Source organism: Millionella massiliensis (assembly GCF_900104655.1).
GTDB classification, from domain to species: domain Bacteria; phylum Bacteroidota; class Bacteroidia; order Bacteroidales; family Rikenellaceae; genus Rikenella; species Rikenella massiliensis.
The window spans coordinates 843,889-861,096 of sequence record NZ_FNWD01000002.1 but is presented as its reverse complement, the minus strand read 5'-3'; the positions used below and the strand labels follow the sequence as shown (position 1 = coordinate 861,096).

The window sequence follows — 17,208 nt, the reverse complement described above, 5'->3', positions numbered from 1 at the left end:
AATCGCGGAGGGTTTTTATTCGCCTTTTTATTATTACTGCTGTGCACACGCGGAGCGGACCGAATCTTCTTTGTCCTTGTAGAAAATTGCAGATAACGACATTTTGATACACAAAGATCCGGCCTCCTCCGATGAAGGCCGGATCTTTTGTTTTGCCCCGGTCCGTTTCGAGGATCCACGTTGCGGAGAGTCGCGGCAAAACAGCCCGGTCACCGGGTATACGATGAAACTTAATACCAGATGAAACCTATGAAAGTTGCCATACAGGGTTACGAAGGGTGTTTCCACCACATCGCCGCCGAAGGATTCTTCGGCCAGGGAATCGAAATCGTTCCCTGCGCCACCTTCCGCGGAGTGGTCAAAGCTCTGGAAGAGGGGAGTGCCGATGCAGCCCTGATGGCCATCGAAAACTCCATCGCCGGAAGCATCCTGCCCAACTACGGGCTATTGCAGGACCGGCGTCTGCGCGTCGTCGGCGAGCTCTACCTCCAGATCCGGCAAAACCTGCTGGTGCTACCTGATGTCGAACTCGAGGATATCCGCGAAGTGTGGTCCCATCCGATGGCCCTGCTCCAGTGTGCCGACTACCTCGACGACAAACCCTGGCGGCTGGTCGAGACCGAAGACACCGCCCTTTCGGCACGTCAGGTTGCCGAGCAGGGTGCCCGTCATGCCGCAGCCATTGCCGGCGAACTGCCCGCCCGACTCTTCGGACTGAAGGTGATCGCCCCCGAAATCAACACCATCAAAACCAACTACACCCGCTTCATGGTGTTGCGTCGCAGCGCCGACTGCAAGGAGGACGAAAACCGGGACGCCATCAACAAAGCCTCCATGTATTTCCAGGTGGGGCACCACAAAGGGTCGCTCGTGAGCGTGCTCAACACCATGGAACGCTATAACATCAACATGACCAAACTGCAGTCCTATCCCATTCCCAGCGACCCGTTCCACTACCTGTTTCACCTCGACATGGAGTTTCAGGACGTTTGGGAGTACCGCGAGGCCGTGCTGCACATGAGCGCACTGAGCGACAACCTCACCGTTTACGGTGAATATACCCGCGGCATCCACATCTGAGAACAGTCCGGCGAAACGCAGTTTCGCACGTCCCGCCGCGGTCACGCGGACGCCGCCCGCGCAGGGCAGTCGCCTACGGTCCGCAGAGAACCGCTCCCCGGACTCCCGGATGTGCCTCCCTCGAAAAAAGTCGTTCAAAAAAATAACGCCACCCCTGCCCCAAGCGTTCTACTGCCCAAAATAACGCCAACACACCAACAAGAACCAACCACGCACCAAATACCATGACACAGATCGAAGTGGCCGACCGGCTCGGCCAAGTCAAAGAATACTACTTCTCGAAAAAACTGGCTCAAGTCGACGCCATGCGCCGTGCCGGACACGACGTCATCAACCTCGGTATCGGCAGCCCTGACCTGCCCCCGCACCCCTCCGTGATCGAAGCCCTTTATAAAGGAGCCCAAAATGCTCACGTTCACGGATATGCCAACTACAAAGGCGAACAGGTGCTCCTGCAGGCGATTGCCGACTGGTACGCCACCCGATACGGCGTCACGCTCGATCCTGCCACCGAGATCCTGACCCTCTACGGTTCGAAAGAGGGGCTCAGCTACCTGTGTCAGACATACATCAACCCCGGCGACAAGGTGCTCGTGCCCAACCCCGGATACCCCGCCTACGCATCGGCTGTCAAACTGGCCGGCGGTGTGATCGACAACTACCTTCTGACGGAAGAAAACGGCTGGATGCCCGACTTCGAGGCACTCGAAAAGAGCGATCTCAGCGGCGTGAAGATGATGTTCCTGAACTATCCCCACATGCCCACCGGCACCGCTCCCGCACCGGGTCTCTTCGAACGCTTTGTCGAGTTTGCCCGTCGTCACAACATCCTGCTGGTGCACGACAACCCCTACAGCTTCATCCGCAACGACCATCCGCAGAGCCTGATGGCCGTACCCGGCGCCCGTGAGGTGGCCATCGAGTTGAACTCACTCAGCAAGAGTCAGAACATGGCCGGCTGGCGTGTCGGAATGATGGTCGGACGGGCGGATATCCTGGCCTCCGTACTGCGCTGCAAAAGCAACCTGAACAACGCTATGTTCATCCCGATGCAGCAGGCGGCAGCCGTCGCCCTCGGGCTTGGCGATGAGTGGTACGCTTCGGTCAACCGCACCTATCGCAACCGTGAGGCACTGGCCGTGAAGATCCTCGAGACGCTCGGCTGCACCGTGCGTCCCGGTCAGATGGGGCTCTTCGAGTGGGGCCGTCTACCCGAGGAGGCTTTGGCTGGCGGGCAGGACTGCTACGGCTTTATCGATCGTATTCTGGACGAAAAATATATCTTCATCACCCCCGGAGGCATCTTCGGCAGTGGCGGAGAAAAATATGTTCGCGTATCTTTGTGCGCCGATGAGGCCACCCTGCAACGCGCACTGGAACGAATCGCGCGATAAGTGGCGGTTCACGAGAATTAAGGACAGCGTCGAGAGGGGGAGCGTTTCTGCGGTTTTCGGTCATCGGATCGGCAGCGGGCGTGCACATCCGGACTCGACGAATGACAAATAACCCGAAAAAATGATTGCTACGGTAATCGGGCTGGGGCTGATCGGCGGATCGTTCGCCCTAGCACTGAAAGATAAAGGATTGGCCGACCGTGTGATCGGCGTCGACAATAACCCCGCTAATGCGGCCAAAGCGTTGGAACTGGGACTGGTGGACGAACTGCTGCCGATGGAGGCTGCTGTCGATGCCTCTGACTTGGTGGCCATCGCCATCCCCGTGAACGCCATTCCGCTGTTGGCCGTGAAGGTGCTCAACCGCGTGAAACACCAGATCGTCATGGACATGGGCTCGACCAAAGAGGAGCTGTGCGAAGTGATTGCCCAGCATGCCAAACGGGGCCGTTTTGTGGCGACCCACCCCATGTGGGGTACCGAATATTCTGGCCCGGAAGCGGCTGTCAAGGGAGCCTTCGCTGGACGCTCCGTCGTGATCTGCCAGCGCGAAATGAGCGACCCCGAAGCGGTAGGCATCGTGGAGGATATCTACCGCACGCTTGGCATGCCGATCATCTCGATGGAACCCGAAGAACACGACCTACACGCCGCCTATGTGAGCCACATTTCGCAAGTGACCTCCTATGCGCTGGCCCTGACGGTGCTCGAAAAGGAACGTGAGGATGATACGATCTTCGCACTGGCCGGCGGGGGGTTCGAAAGTACGGTGCGTCTGGCCAAGAGTTCGGGCGACATGTGGATTCCCATCCTGCTCAAGAACAAATACAACGTGCTCGACGTGCTGCGTGAACATATCCACCAGTTGCAGGTGATGCGGCGCATGATCGAACGCGACGATACCGAAGGGCTGCGCACCTCGATACAGAAGGCCAATTCGATCCGGCGCATTATCCATTGACCCGGTCGGCGGCGAAGCGGGCATACTCACAGATGTGGCCGTGAGCCGTTGCCGTCGGGATGCTGCTGCGAACCGTGAAACAAAAACCGATCCCTCTCGTGTGATTTCCCGATGGGGGAGAAACTGAAACTGAGAATAATAAAAACCCACATACATGGAAACTAAAAAATTCGACTTGAAGGGCAAACGCCCGCTGATTATCTCGGGGCCGTGCAGCGCCGAGACCGAAGAACAGACCCTCGAAACCTGCCGCCGTCTGGCAGCCACCGGTGTGGTGGACGTGCTGCGTGCCGGCATCTGGAAACCGCGTACCAAACCCGGAACCTTCGAAGGGGTGGGGCTGCCCGGCCTCTCGTGGATGGCCGAAGCCAAAAAGGAGACCGGCCTGCCCATTGCGACCGAAGTGGCCAATGCCAAACACGTGGAAGGGGCGCTCGAATTCGGCGTCGACCTGCTCTGGATCGGTGCCCGTACCACCGTTAATCCCTTTAGCGTACAGGATATTGCCGATGCCCTGCGCGGCGTGGACATCCCGGTGCTGGTCAAAAACCCGATGAACCCCGACCTCGACCTCTGGATGGGTGCCGTGCAGCGCCTCCAAAAGGTGGGGATCGAACGCGTCGGCCTGATCCACCGCGGCTTCTCGTCTTTCGGACTCTCGAAATACCGCAACAACCCCATGTGGCCGCTGGCTATCGAGATGAAGATGCGTATGCCTGACATCCCCATGATCGGCGACCCGTCGCACATCACCGGTAAACGCTCGCTGCTCAAAGAGGTGGCTCAGGAGTGCGCCGACCTGAACTACGACGGTCTGATCATGGAGAGCCACATTTGCCCCGACAAGGCCTGGAGCGACGCGGCTCAGCAGGTGGTGCCCGAAGAGCTGGCCGAACTGGTGCGCAGCATCGTATGGCGCAAACCGCAGGTCGACAAACCCGAATTCCAGATGTCGATGGACAAACTCCGCAGCCAGATCGACCAGTACGATGCCGAACTCTTCACGATCCTCAGCAAACGTATGGACGTTGCCGAAAAGATCGGCGAGATCAAACGCGACAACGAGGTGATGATCCTGCAGAGCGCCCGTTGGGACGATATCGTAAAACGTGTGCTGGCCATGGCCGACGAACTGAAACTCAGCCGTGAATTCCTGAGCATTCTGCTGAACTCGATCCACATGGAAAGCATCAGCCGTCAGAACAAGGTGATGAACGCCAAACATTAGACCGTTTGGGAAACATCCTCTCCGGTATCGGCCGGTGTAACGCTCTTCGGGAGCGTTACACCGGCCGTTCGTTTACGCGGCAGCGTAGACGGAATGGGGGGGGCGATTCGAAGAGGGGGGATAGTGGTAATGGCGGGGTGCGGTGGCTGGGAAATTCATTGGTGGGATCGACGGTTGGGGCAGGATCGGACGTGGAATTTCGGCTGTAAACGGAAATTCGACAGAGTGCCGCAGGGTGCTCGTCCCATTGGCGGAGTAGTGGTTCCCTGCGTGGAATGATTGGGGGGGGAAGGCGTGAAATATATGGTGAGGAAATGTGGAAGCAGTTGCAGAAAAAATTTGGGAATGGTAGGCGGAACTGGCAGAAAAAGACCTGCGAAGAAGATTTTGAGGGGGAGAATGAGAAGTTCCGGGAGTGGTCGGGGAGGAAAAGTGGAAGCAGATGCGGGAGAATCTGGAAATGGCAGGCGAAACCGGTTTGAAAATGAGCTGCGGAGGAGATTTTGAAAGACAGTGAAAAGTTTCGAGCGGGGTCGGCAGGAAAGGGTGGGTATGTTCTCTGTTTCGGGAATTGTTGTCCGGAGGACCGATTTTGCGGATCAGCGGAAAATATGGTAACTTTAAAGTGCGTTTCTTAGTATACACCAATCCTCGACTGCCATGACGACCAAACCCATACAAATCTACTGCGAAAACAATCAGGCCACGCTGTACGTGGAGGAGGGAACCTCGCTGGGAGAGGTGCTCGACATGCTGGCCCTGCACACCGAATCGCCGGTCATTGCCTGTTTCGTCGACAACCGGCTGAAGGAGCTGAACTCCCGGATCTATTCGCCCAAAAACCTGCGGTATGTGGAGATGAGCTCCACCGACGGGATGCGGGTCTATGCGCGGTCGCTCTTTTTCCTGCTTCAGAAAGCCGTCCTCGACTGCTATCCCGACGCCCAGCTGCGTATTCTGCACACCGCGGCAAGGGGATACTACGGCGAGATTTCCGGCATCGGTACCGTCGGAGCCGAACAGATCGAGACCATCAAGCAACGGATGCGCGTGCTGGTCGACATGAATCTGCCGATCGTGCGGGACAAGATGCTCCTCTCGGACGTGGAAAAACTCTACCACGGGTATGGCTACGAAGACAAGCTGGCGCTGCTGGGCACCCGGCCGCAGTACTTTATCACGGTCTATAACATGGGCGGCCTGCCCGGCTATTTTTACGGGGCTATGGTCGTTTCGACCGGCTACCTGAAGGTGTTCGACCTGCAGGCCTTTGGCGAAGGGTTCGTGTTGCAGATGCCGCGGCGCGACGACTGTACGCAGGTCGAGCCCATGAAACTCGAGCCGAAACTCTTTTCGGTGTTCCAGCAGAACAAGGAGTGGGCCGACATCCTGCAACTCTCGGACGTGGGATCGCTCAACTCGCGGGTGCTGGCCGGTCAGGCAAGCGAAATGATCAAAGTGGGCGAGGCGCTCCATGAAAAAACGCTTGCCCGTATTGCCGACGTCATCCTCGAACGTCACGACAAGCACGGGGTTAAAATCGTGCTGGTGGCGGGTCCTTCGTCGAGCGGCAAAACGACCCTCTCGAAGCGGCTGTCGATCCAGCTGCGGGTCCTGGGGCTCGAACCCGAGACCATCTCGCTCGACAACTATTTCGTGGATCGGGAACATACGCCGCTCGATGAGAACGGAAATTATAACTTCGAAGCGCTCGAGGCTGTCGATGTCGAGGCGTTCAATGCCGACCTGAATCGCCTGTTTGCCGGTGAGAAGGTCGAAATGCCCAAATTCCGCTTCACCGACGGGAAACGGTATTACGACGGAACCACGCTGCAACTCAGCGACCGGAGTATTCTGATTGTCGAAGGGATCCACGGTCTGAATCCGGCCCTGACGCCCCATGTGGACGACCGGTTGAAATACAAAATCTATGCTTCGGCCCTGACCACCCTGTCGCTCGACAACATGAGTGTCGTGTCGACGACCGACAACCGTCTGTTGCGGCGGATTGTCCGCGACAGCAAGTACCGCGGCCGCACGGCTTACGACACCATTAAGGGATGGGGCAGCGTCCGGCGCGGTGAGGACAAATACATCTTCCCCTACCAGGAACAGGCCGACGTGATGGTCAATACGGCGCTTTTCTTCGAAATATCGATCCTCAAACAGTATGCCCTGCCGTTGCTGCGGCGTGTGCCGGCCAATACGCCGGAGTATGCCGAGGCCATGAGGCTGATGAAGTTCCTGGACTATTTTGTCGATATTCCCGACCATGAGCTGCCGCCTACGTCGATTCTCCGGGAGTTCCTGGGGGGAAGCAGTTTTCAATACTGATGCGTGTTGTGTCCCGGTGGTTCCGAAACGGCGATTGGCGAGTCTGTTGGGAAGGACCGGGGCAAATCTGTTGCCGGGCTGAAGGGCAGGCTGTGGAGGTGCGGGCTGCGTGAGGTGCGCCTGAGCGGGTTGGAGCATATCTGTGTTGAGGATTTTCGGGTTTGGTGTCCGGCCTGACTATTCAGCGTACGGGGCTCTTCCCCCGAATGTTCGGACGACAGTCTGTTTGTGCTTTGTTTTTTGATTCTCCCATGCGTGGACTAACTACACTTTTGCTGTTTTTGCTGCTTGCAGTGGGCAAGGCAGAAGCACAGGTGCATACCCGGTTGATCGTCACTCGCGGCGATGCCGGTCTGACGGCCTTCGATCCGCTCACGAACCGTTATCGTGCCGGGTCGATCGAGGCCGTGACGGCGTTTGCCGATCGGTGGCGGGAAGAGTTGGGCGAAGAGAATCTGTTTCTGGTAGACGTTCCGCTCCGGGAACTTTCGCTCGGCGATCGAATCTACCTGGCGTTGGCCGACAGTACCCTGCGGCAGCGTGCCATGCAGCGGGCTGGGTATGTCGCTGCGGCGGAGCGCGACTCGGTGCTGAACTGTTTCCGGGTGACCCGCGGGGCGGTCGATTCGCTGGGCGAGACGGAGTGGCTCGTGGTGGACCGTTATGTGGTCGAAGGGCATGCGGCGGTTGAAGCGAGGCGGTTTGATTTTCAAGAACTCCGCGTGTCAAGGGCAGTGGAGGAGCGTTTCGGGGCGGATGGCGACCGGGTGCGCCGTTTCTTTCTGACTCCCGTGGCGCGGCTGGATACGACGGTCACGACGCGCGACGCTCTTTTCGGGCCGTCGGCCTTTTCCGATCTGTTCCATCGTTTCCATTTCACGGCGGCCGCCACGGCCAACGTGTCGTTCTTCGCGCCTCCGGTGCTGGATGCCACGCTGTCCGCCGGCGAAGTGTGTCTGGGCGACGTGCTGCGGCTGTTCCGATACGACAATGCGTTGGTGACGGCGCGAATCACCGGGAAACAGCTGGACGAGTGGCTGGAAAAGATCTTCGGTATGCGTTTTTTCCGGATCGAGGGGCCAGAGTCCGATCTGGTGCGGCTCAAGGTGCCGTACTATCTCCATGACGATGTGGCGGGAATCCGGTTCCGGGTCAACCTGACGGCGCACTACGGCCACCGGGTGACCGTTTATGAGAACGAGCAGGGCGAGCCGTTCGATCCTCAAAAGAGTTATACCGTGGTGCTTAATTCGTTCCGTGCCCGTGACCTGCAGCAGATGGGCGTGCGGGTCGATACGGTGGCGGCGGATTATCGGCTGGCGCTGGCCCGGTGGTTGGTGCAGCATCCGGAACTCCGGCCGCGTGCGCGTGACAACTGGTCGGCCGGTCCCGAACGGTGGGTGCGCTCGATCGCCGAACGGGAACGCCGGACCATTTTCGAACGGTGATAGCCGGAGCGACAGGTTGAGGCAGGGGCTGTGTAATCGGGGAAAAAGCGGGGAAACAACATGCAATGAATTTATCCGGACGGCAGATTTTTGAATCTCGGCTTTTGTCCGTACCTTTGTTACTTTAAGACGCTAAATTTTCTAACCCATGGCTCAGGATCAATTTGTAAATCGCCATATCGGCAACGGCCCCAAAGAGGTCGAAGAGATGCTCTCCGTGATCGGAGTAAAATCGGTCGGTGAACTGATCGATCAGGTCGTTCCGCCGCAAATTCAACTTCACGAACCGCTCGACCTCCCTGAGGCCATGAGCGAAAACGACTTCGCTGCACACATCCGCGAACTCGGCCGCAAGAACAAACCCCTCCGCACCCTGATCGGGATGGGGTACTACGGTACTGCCACGCCGGCCGCCATTCTGCGTAACATCTTCGAAAATCCCGCCTGGTACACTTCGTATACTCCCTATCAGGCCGAAATCTCGCAGGGCCGTCTCGAAGCGCTGCTCAACTTCCAGACCATGGTCAGCTCTCTCACCGGGCTGCCCGTGAGCAACTGCTCGCTGCTTGACGAAGCGACTGCCGCTGCCGAAGCCATGATCATGATGTTCAACCTCCGCTCGCGTGAGGCCCAGAAAGAGGGACGCAACATCCTGTTCGTGGACGAAAACATCTTCCCGCAGACCCTCGACCTGCTGCTCACCCGTTCCGAACCCCTCGGTATCGAGCTGGCAGTGGACTCCTTCGAAGAGTATGAGTTCACCGGCAAAGAGTTCGGTGCCATGCTCCAGTATCCGGCAGCCAACGGCCATATCGCCGATTATACCGCCTTTACCGCAGCCTGCCACGAACGTGGAATGCTCGTGACGGCCGATGTCGACATTCTGTCGCTCGTGCTGCTGAAGGCTCCCGCCGAATGGGGTGCCGACATCGCGGTCGGTTCGACCCAGCGTTTCGGTATTCCGATGGGATTCGGCGGTCCGCACGCCGGCTATATGGCTACCAAAGATGCCTACAAACGCAACATGCCCGGCCGTATCATCGGCGTATCGGTCGACCGTCTGGGCAATCCCGCACTGCGCATGGCGCTCCAGATGCGTGAACAGCACATCAAACGTGAACGCGCAACCTCCAATATCTGTACGGCTCAGGCGCTGCTGGCCACGATGGCCGGTATGTTCGCCGTATATCACGGTCCCGAAGGGCTCAAACGGATCGCCCTGCACGCCCATTCGCATGCGTATGCCGCAGCCGAACTGATCAAGGGGCTCGGCTATGAACTCGCTTCGGACAACTACTTCGATACCCTCGAAGTGGCCGCCGACGCCGAAAAGATCGAAGCCATTGCCGTGAAGAAGGGGCTGAACCTCTTCTATCCGAACGAAAATACCGTTCACCTCAGTTTCGACGAAGTCTCCACGCTGGCCGACGTCAACACCGTGGCCGCCATCTTCGCCGAAGCAGCCGGCAAAACCGCACCCGTACTCGATGAAATCGCCGAAGGAACCTGGTTCGATGGAGCGTTTGCCCGTCAGAGCGAAATCCTGACCGAAAAGGTATTCCATAAATACCGCAACGAAACCGATCTGATGCGGTATATCAAAAAGCTGGAACGTCGCGACATCTCGCTGGCCGACTCGATGATTTCGCTCGGGTCGTGCACCATGAAACTCAACTCCGCCGTTTCGATGATGCCTCTCTCGCTGGCCGAATGGGGCAACGTTCACCCCTTCGTGCCGCTCGATCAGGCCGAAGGTTACCTGGAGATGATCCGCGGTCTGCAGCACGATCTGGCCGTTATCACCGGTTTCGATGCCGTTTCGCTGCAACCCAACTCCGGTGCTGCCGGCGAATATACCGGTCTGATGGTGATCCGGGCTTACCACCATAGCCGCGGCGATTACCACCGCAACATCGCCCTGATCCCCGCCTCGGCACACGGTACGAACCCCGCTTCGGCAGCCATGGCCGGCATGAAAGTCGTGGTCGTGGCCACTGACCAGAACGGGAACGTCGATGTCGATGACCTCCGCAAGAAAGCCGAAGAAAACGCAGCCAACCTGGCCTGCCTGATGATTACCTACCCCTCGACCCACGGGATCTTCGAAAGCAAGATCAAGGAGATCATGGAGATCGTCCATGCCAACGGCGGGCAGGTCTACTTCGACGGTGCCAACATGAACGCACTGGTCGGCCTCTCGTCGCCCGGTTACATCGGTGCCGACGTCTGCCACCTGAACCTGCACAAAACCTTTGCCATCCCGCACGGCGGCGGTGGTCCCGGTGTTGGCCCGATCGGTGTGGCCAAACACCTGACCCCGTTCCTGCCCTCGCACTCGATCGTCAAAACCGGCGGCGAGGAGGGTATCACGGCCGTATCGGCCGCACCGTGGGGCAGCGCGCTGGTGCAGCTGATCTCTTACGGTTATATCAAGATGCTGGGAGCGGCCGGATTGCGTCGCGCATCGGAAATGGCGATCGTGGCGGCCAACTACATGGCCTGTGCCCTGAAAGGACACTATGGCATTGTCTATACGGGCGAAACGGGACGTGTCGGTCACGAAATGATCGTCGACTGCCGCAACTTCCGCGCCGACTACGGAGTTGAAACGGGTGACATTGCGCGCCGTCTGATGGACTACGGTTTCCACGCACCGACCCTTTCGTTCCCGGTACACGATACGCTGATGGTCGAACCGACCGAAAGCGAGCCCAAGGCCGAACTCGACCGTTTCCTCGAAACGCTCATCTCCATCAAGGCCGAATGCGAGGCGTCGGTAGGGCAGGAAGACCATATCGTAAAAAACGCACCGCACACGGCCGTTGAATGCTGCGGCGCCGATGGCGAAGGCGGTTGGAACCATCCCTACTCGCGGATGCAGGCTGCTTTTCCGCTGCCGTGGGTGGCCGAAAACAAATTCTGGCCCTACGTGTCGAAGATCGATGCGGGTTACGGCGACCGTAACCTCGTCTGCACCTGCGAACCGCTGGAGTCGTACCGATAGCGGCCCGGCATAGGTGTGGGAGCGGTCGGATGGGGTGGATGAGGTGGATGAGATGGAGGGACAGTTGGGACGGACGGGATGAGGGCCGCCAAAAGACTCGGAAGGGCAGACGACTGTTCTCTTTGTGAACAAAGAGAACCAGAAAAACTTTCGGAGATGCTGCGCATCTCATGACTTTGCCTGCTGAAGAAAGGTGAATGTGAATTACTAATAAAGAATAGATGAAAATTTCAGAAAACAAATTCGTATCGTTGGCATATACGCTGACCGTGGACGGTCAGGTGGCTGACCAGGCTACGGCTGATCGGCCGTTGGAATTCGTGTATGGCGTGGGGATGCTCCTGCCCAAATTCGAAGAGTTTATCGCCGGCAAAGAGGTGGGCGACAAATTCGAATTCGTGCTGACTCCCGCCGAAGGATACGGCGAAATCAATCCGCAGGCGGTGGTAAACCTGCCCAAGGATGTCTTTATGGTGGACGGCGCCATCCCGGACGATATGTTGATCGTCGGCAACGTGCTGCCCATGGCCGACCAGGCCGGTAACCGACTGATGGGTACGGTTAAAGCCGTCAACGAAAACGACGTGACGATGGACTTCAACCACCCCATGGCCGGCAAAACGCTCAACTTCACCGGTGACGTACTCGGCGTGCGCGAAGCTACGCCCGAGGACATGATGCCGATGGGTGGCGGTTGCTCGTGCGGTTGCGGATGCGACGGCGGCGACTGCGATGGCGGAGATTGCGGCGACGGCTGCGGTTGCCACCACTAGACCGGTACTGATTTTCGACGCACTCTGGGTTCTCGCGGCAAGGGTAAGCTATGCTGTCCCGCGGGAACCCTTTTTGCTTTTTCGCCTGTAGGACGTGTGGCGAAGCGCACGGGGTGGTCGAGCATCCCGCAAAAGATGAACATCAGATGAAAACAGGTTGGCGTATAGGTATTCTCCTCAGCGGGCTGTGTCTGGCATTAGGCACGGCGAGGGCCGGTACGTCCGACGGTCAGGAGACCAAACGCGGGTTGAAATATTGGGGAAACGACCCTTACGCCGCTCTGTCCGTGGCCAAACAGCAACGCAAATTGCTGCTTGTCGAGTTCTATGCCGACTGGGACTACCGCAGCCGGTGGATGTCCGAGCGTGTGTTGAGCGACTCGACCGTGCGGTCGTTGATCGAAGCCGAGTTCCTGGCCGTGCAGGTCCCGACCGATACCCCGGACGGAGCCGATCTGGCGCAGATGTATCAGGTGACTGCCTATCCCAGCATTGTGGTCTTCAACACCAACGGCGATGTGGTGGACAAAATCGATACGACCCTCGATGCCGAAGATTTCGAGCAGCGTCTGCAGGCGATTCTGATGACCACACAGGGAGCCGGAGCCTGGCAGATGAGGCAGGTCTATTCGGCCGCCGAGAACGGCGACACGTTGGCCACTGATCAGGCCATGGAGGAGTTTTTGGCCGGTCAGTTGCCGACGGACGTGGCGACCAGTATCTGTTGGCCGCTGTTCGAAAACGGGGTGGTGAATCGTTTTGGCTCGCCTGCGTTCGACTATCTCGAAAAACATGTTTCGGTTTTCCGTCAGCAGCTCGGGGCCGGTAAGGTCGATCCCGTGTTGACCGAAACGCTCTTGCGGGCGATGCTGGCCTATACGGTCGGCAGCGCTCCGTTCCAGGCCGAGGCGACGCAGAAAATCGTGACGAGTGCCCATAATCTCGGCCTCTCCGCTGAGCCGCTCCTGCAATCGATGGCCGAAGTGGCCGAATTACGCGGCTCCGACGAGCTGGCACTGTATGTGGCCCGGTTGGGGCTGCTGATGGATCAGGTGCCCGAATCGTACCAGTTGCCGCTGGCCATCTCGCTTGAGGTGGTGGCAGAAAGGGGCGACAAGGAGGCTCGAAATGCGGCTGCCAGAATTGTCAATCACGTCCGCGTCGCCCAGTTTTCTGTAAACAATGCGACGATACTGGAAGAGTTGGGTGAGCGTTTGAAATAAAATTCCTATCTTTACACTCCTTTATACACGCGACCGTTTGTTGTTCTCCGAAGGGTGCGGAGCCTCTGTTTGAGAGGGTTCCTGTGTCGGAGAGTGCCGGTGCGGAGTGAAGACCCCGTAGCGTGTGATGCAGGTGTGGGGCGTAGGTTGCCCCTGTAAATGAGGAATAACTAAAGTTGAAGGTCTCTGCCGAGGGTGCCGGCCTGGTGGCGGAAGTCAGACCGGAGGTTGTCTTGTAGGACGCTTTCGTGCGGATGTTCGCAGCAGGGCGGGGCAGTGTGCAGACTGTCTGGCGTCCGGCGGAGAGATCGTTCCGATAAAAATAGTACGCAAGATGAAGATTTCTTACAACTGGCTGAAAGAATACGTTAAAACCGACCTGTCGGCCGATCAGGCCGCAGCGATACTGACCGCTGCCGGGCTGGAGATCGAAGGGATCGAAAAGGTCGAAAGCATCCGCGGCGGGCTTCAGGGGCTGGTCGTGGCCGAAGTGCTCACCTGCACCGACCATCCCGACTCCGACCACCTGCACGTGACCACCGTATCGGTCGGCGACGGAGCCGAACCCCTTCAGGTGGTGTGCGGCGCACCCAACGTAGCTGCCGGTCAAAAGGTGATCCTGGCTCAAATCGGCACCGTGCTCTATCCGACCGGTGAAGAGGAGGGCTTCAAAATCAAAAAATCGAAAATCCGCGGGGTGGAATCCTTCGGGATGCTCTGTGCCGAAGATGAAATCGGCGTCGGAACCGCACACGACGGCATCATCGTGCTCGACCCGGCAACGAAACCCGGTACGCCGGCAGCCGAAGTGTACGATATGCAGGACGACTATGTGTACGAAGTGGGGTTGACCCCGAACCGTATCGATGCCGCTTCGCATTACGGCGTGGCCCGCGACCTGGCCGCCTATCTGACGGCCAACGGGCAGCCGACTCAGGCGAAACTGGCCGACGTGTCGGCTTTCGGTGTGGATGATCCGACCGCACTGCCCGTAAACGTGGTGGTCGAAGATCCGGCCGGCGCGCCCCGATACAGCGGCGTGACCGTCAAGGGAGTGAAAATCGCCCCCAGTCCCGACTGGCTGCAGCAGCGTCTGCGCGCCATCGGTCTGAATCCCAAAAACAACGTCGTGGACATCACCAACTACGTGATGTATGAATGTGGACAGCCGCTTCATGCTTTCGACATGGGCAAGGTGGCCGGCCATAAGATCGTGGTGCGGCGTGCCCAGGAGGGCGAACCCTTCGTTACGCTCGACGGCGTGGAACACAAACTCTCGGCCGAAGACCTGATGATCTGCGACGAGCAGCGCCCGATGTGTCTGGCCGGCGTGTTTGGCGGTCTGGACAGTGGCGTGTCCGACACCACCACCGACATCTTTATCGAAGCGGCCTATTTTAACCCCGTGACCGTGCGCAAGAGTGCCCGTCGTCATGGGCTCAGCACCGACTCTTCGTTCCGCTTCGAACGCGGTACCGACCCCGATATGCCCGCCTATGCTCTGCGTCGTGCAGCGCTGCTGGTCAAAGAACTGGCCGGCGGAACGATCGCTTCCGAGGTGGTGGATCTCTATCCCCAGAAGATCGGGCCGTTCGAATTCGAGGTCAATCTCGGTCGCATCAACCGACTGATCGGAGCTGACATCCCGGTCGAAACGGCCAAAGCCATCCTGACCGGTCTTGAAATCGAAATTCGCAGCGAACGGACCGAAGCGAATGGCGATACCGTATTGGCGATTGCCGTACCGGCCTATCGTGTCGATGTGCAGCGCGAAGCCGACATTGCCGAAGAGATTCTGCGTATCTATGGCTTCAATAATGTTCCCAACCCCCACTATATCAAGAACGTCATTACGTACGGTAACCAGAAGACACCGAACCGGCTGATCGAGGCTGCATCGAATCTGCTGGTGGGGCAGGGGTGCGTCGAAATCATGAGCAACTCGCTGACCCGGGGAGCCTATTATGAAGGTCTGGTGGCATATCCGGCCGAAAACTGCGTCAAGATTCTCAACCCGCTGAGCAACGAACTCAACGTGATGCGGCAAACGCTCCTCTTCAATGCTCTCGAAGCTGTGGCGCTGAATGTGAACCGGCGGAACGGTGACCTGCGTCTGTTCGAGTTCGGAAACTGCTACTTCTTCTCGCCCGCTGCGGCTGCCGCCGAAGGTGCCAAGGGTACGCTCAAACCCTACAGCGAAGAACGGCGTTTGGCTCTGACTGTTACGGGGCTGGAACGTCAGCCCAACTGGAACGCCCCGAAGCCGCAGATGTCGGACTTCTTCACCGTGAAGTACCTGACCGAGCAACTTCTGCAGCGTTTCGGCGTCAACATCTACGAGGGGTTCTATGAAACTATCGAGTCGGATCTGTACAGTGAGGCTGTTGCCTACAAGATCCGCGGTAAGAAACTCTTTGAGATGGGGGTTGTCTCTCCGAAGCTGGCGCGGGGTACGTTCGACCTGAAACAGCCGGTCTATTTCATGGAGATGAACGTCGGCCACCTGCAGAAAATCGTCGAAACGGTACGGGTGCAGGCTGCCGAACTGTCGAAGTACCCCGAGGTGAAACGCGACCTGGCGCTGCTGGTTGACAAGAACGTTACCTTCTCGCAGTTGCGCGAAGCCGCCTCGAAGGCCGAGAAGAAACTGCTTAAGTCGGTCGGTCTGTTCGACGTTTACGAAGGTGACAAACTGCCCGAAGGCAAGAAGTCCTATGCGTTGAACTTCGTGATCGAAGATACCACCAAGACGCTGACCGATACCGAAATTGAACGGATCATGGGCAATATCGCCGCGGCGCTGGCCAAGGCAACCGGTGCACAAGTCCGGGCGTAACCGGTCGGTGGCGAACGTTTGTATATTCTGACAGGAACTCCTTCGCAGGGGTTCCTGTTTTTTATGCTATTGGACTTATCCCGAAAGATTATGAAAAGGATTTTGATCGGGTCATTGCTGATTTTCGGATTTCATGGAGCGCTTGCGACAGCGAAAACGGAGTGGATGGCGTTACAAAATTCACTGGTCGATATCGGGAGTTTTGTTCCCCGACCCGCATCGGTCGGCGTAGCCGACTGGCAGGAACTGCTGGAAAAGAATAAATGTAGGTCTACAAGTACGACCTCTCGGGCCTTCGGGATACGACCCTGCGGGTGGTTTGTCAGATTGATGAGTACATCGGGCGCGACTCGGTCAAGACCCTGAGGCGTGCGGTGCTGGGGAATGTCTATTCGGCCTGGGATTCGACCTATGTGACGACGTTGAGCCTTCATTTCGTGCCGCTGTCGGATTCGACAGCCTCGCTGCATTGTGGGATGAAGGAGCGTGGACAGGTGGGAACGTTCCTGAGATTCCGCAAGGCCGAACCCGATTTCAAATACTACAATTCCTATAGGCCGAAACCGTTCACACCCTGTGGCCTGAAACCGGGCGAAATGGTGCCGGTGATGCTTTTCGGTGCCTATTGGTACGACGCGGATCTCTCAAAAGCCTATGGTGCTCCGGTGAGCCGCTTCTGCATGGAACCTGAACTGGATCCGGAAATGACCAACACGGCTTTCGATCGGATGCCGCACTATTGGGTGGTCCGTATCGGAGTCGAAAAACGGGAACCTTAGCGGGTACCTGACCTCGGGTGACTCCTGTCCCGAAAATGTTGTCCGTGAAAATTTCGGGTCGCCAGCGAAAGGTTGCAACAAGGCGTTTTGTCCCGGGAAAAATATCGGCAACGGCTTGTAAATTAAAAAAATATCGTACCTTTGCCAC

The 17,208-nt window shown here is 58.0% G+C and carries 11 protein-coding genes; all 11 read left to right on the top strand.

Translation table 11 applies throughout. From position 1 onward, the window contains the following. The first annotated feature begins 249 nt into the window (after nucleotides 1-249). Entirely contained in the window at nucleotides 250-1,080 is an 831-nt protein-coding gene (locus tag BQ5379_RS03470; RefSeq protein ID WP_235846029.1) for a prephenate dehydratase, read from the top strand. Nucleotides 1,081-1,304: 224 nt separating this feature from the next. Then, nucleotides 1,305-2,474 carry a pyridoxal phosphate-dependent aminotransferase gene (locus BQ5379_RS03465; protein WP_071134155.1) on the top strand — a complete coding sequence of 390 codons (1,170 nt, stop codon included), beginning with the start codon at nucleotides 1,305-1,307 and terminating at the stop codon, nucleotides 2,472-2,474. 121 nt (nucleotides 2,475-2,595) lie between these two features. Continuing rightward, nucleotides 2,596-3,435: a prephenate dehydrogenase gene (locus BQ5379_RS03460; protein ID WP_071134154.1), complete on the top strand. Its 840-nt coding sequence runs from the start codon at nucleotides 2,596-2,598 to the stop codon at nucleotides 3,433-3,435. 154 nt (nucleotides 3,436-3,589) lie between these two features. After that, a complete protein-coding gene (locus tag BQ5379_RS03455) occupies nucleotides 3,590-4,663 on the top strand; it encodes a chorismate mutase (protein WP_071134153.1) in 1,074 nt (357 codons plus the stop codon). Nucleotides 4,664-5,323: 660 nt separating this feature from the next. Next, nucleotides 5,324-6,997: a nucleoside kinase gene (locus tag BQ5379_RS03450; protein ID WP_071134152.1), complete on the top strand. Its 1,674-nt coding sequence runs from the start codon at nucleotides 5,324-5,326 to the stop codon at nucleotides 6,995-6,997. 281 nt (nucleotides 6,998-7,278) lie between these two features. Beyond that, nucleotides 7,279-8,445, top strand: coding sequence for a 5'-nucleotidase (locus tag BQ5379_RS03445; RefSeq protein ID WP_159431206.1), 1,167 nt, complete (start codon nucleotides 7,279-7,281; stop codon nucleotides 8,443-8,445). A gap of 148 nt (nucleotides 8,446-8,593) precedes the next feature. Next, nucleotides 8,594-11,449, top strand: coding sequence for an aminomethyl-transferring glycine dehydrogenase (gcvP, locus tag BQ5379_RS03440; RefSeq protein WP_071134150.1), 2,856 nt, complete (start codon nucleotides 8,594-8,596; stop codon nucleotides 11,447-11,449). 221 nt (nucleotides 11,450-11,670) lie between these two features. Further along, complete coding sequence (locus tag BQ5379_RS03435) at nucleotides 11,671-12,222, top strand: FKBP-type peptidyl-prolyl cis-trans isomerase (protein ID WP_071134149.1); 552 nt, start codon at nucleotides 11,671-11,673, stop codon at nucleotides 12,220-12,222. A gap of 146 nt (nucleotides 12,223-12,368) precedes the next feature. Further along, complete coding sequence (locus tag BQ5379_RS03430) at nucleotides 12,369-13,445, top strand: thioredoxin family protein (protein ID WP_071134148.1); 1,077 nt, start codon at nucleotides 12,369-12,371, stop codon at nucleotides 13,443-13,445. A gap of 334 nt (nucleotides 13,446-13,779) precedes the next feature. Further along, on the top strand, nucleotides 13,780-16,281 hold the full coding sequence (gene pheT / locus BQ5379_RS03425; RefSeq protein ID WP_071134147.1) for a phenylalanine--tRNA ligase subunit beta: 2,502 nt from the start codon (nucleotides 13,780-13,782) through the stop codon (nucleotides 16,279-16,281). A 314-nt stretch (nucleotides 16,282-16,595) separates the two neighbouring features. Beyond that, nucleotides 16,596-17,060 carry a DUF5041 domain-containing protein gene (locus BQ5379_RS03420; protein ID WP_071134146.1) on the top strand — a complete coding sequence of 155 codons (465 nt, stop codon included), beginning with the start codon at nucleotides 16,596-16,598 and terminating at the stop codon, nucleotides 17,058-17,060. Nucleotides 17,061-17,208: the final 148 nt, after the last annotated feature.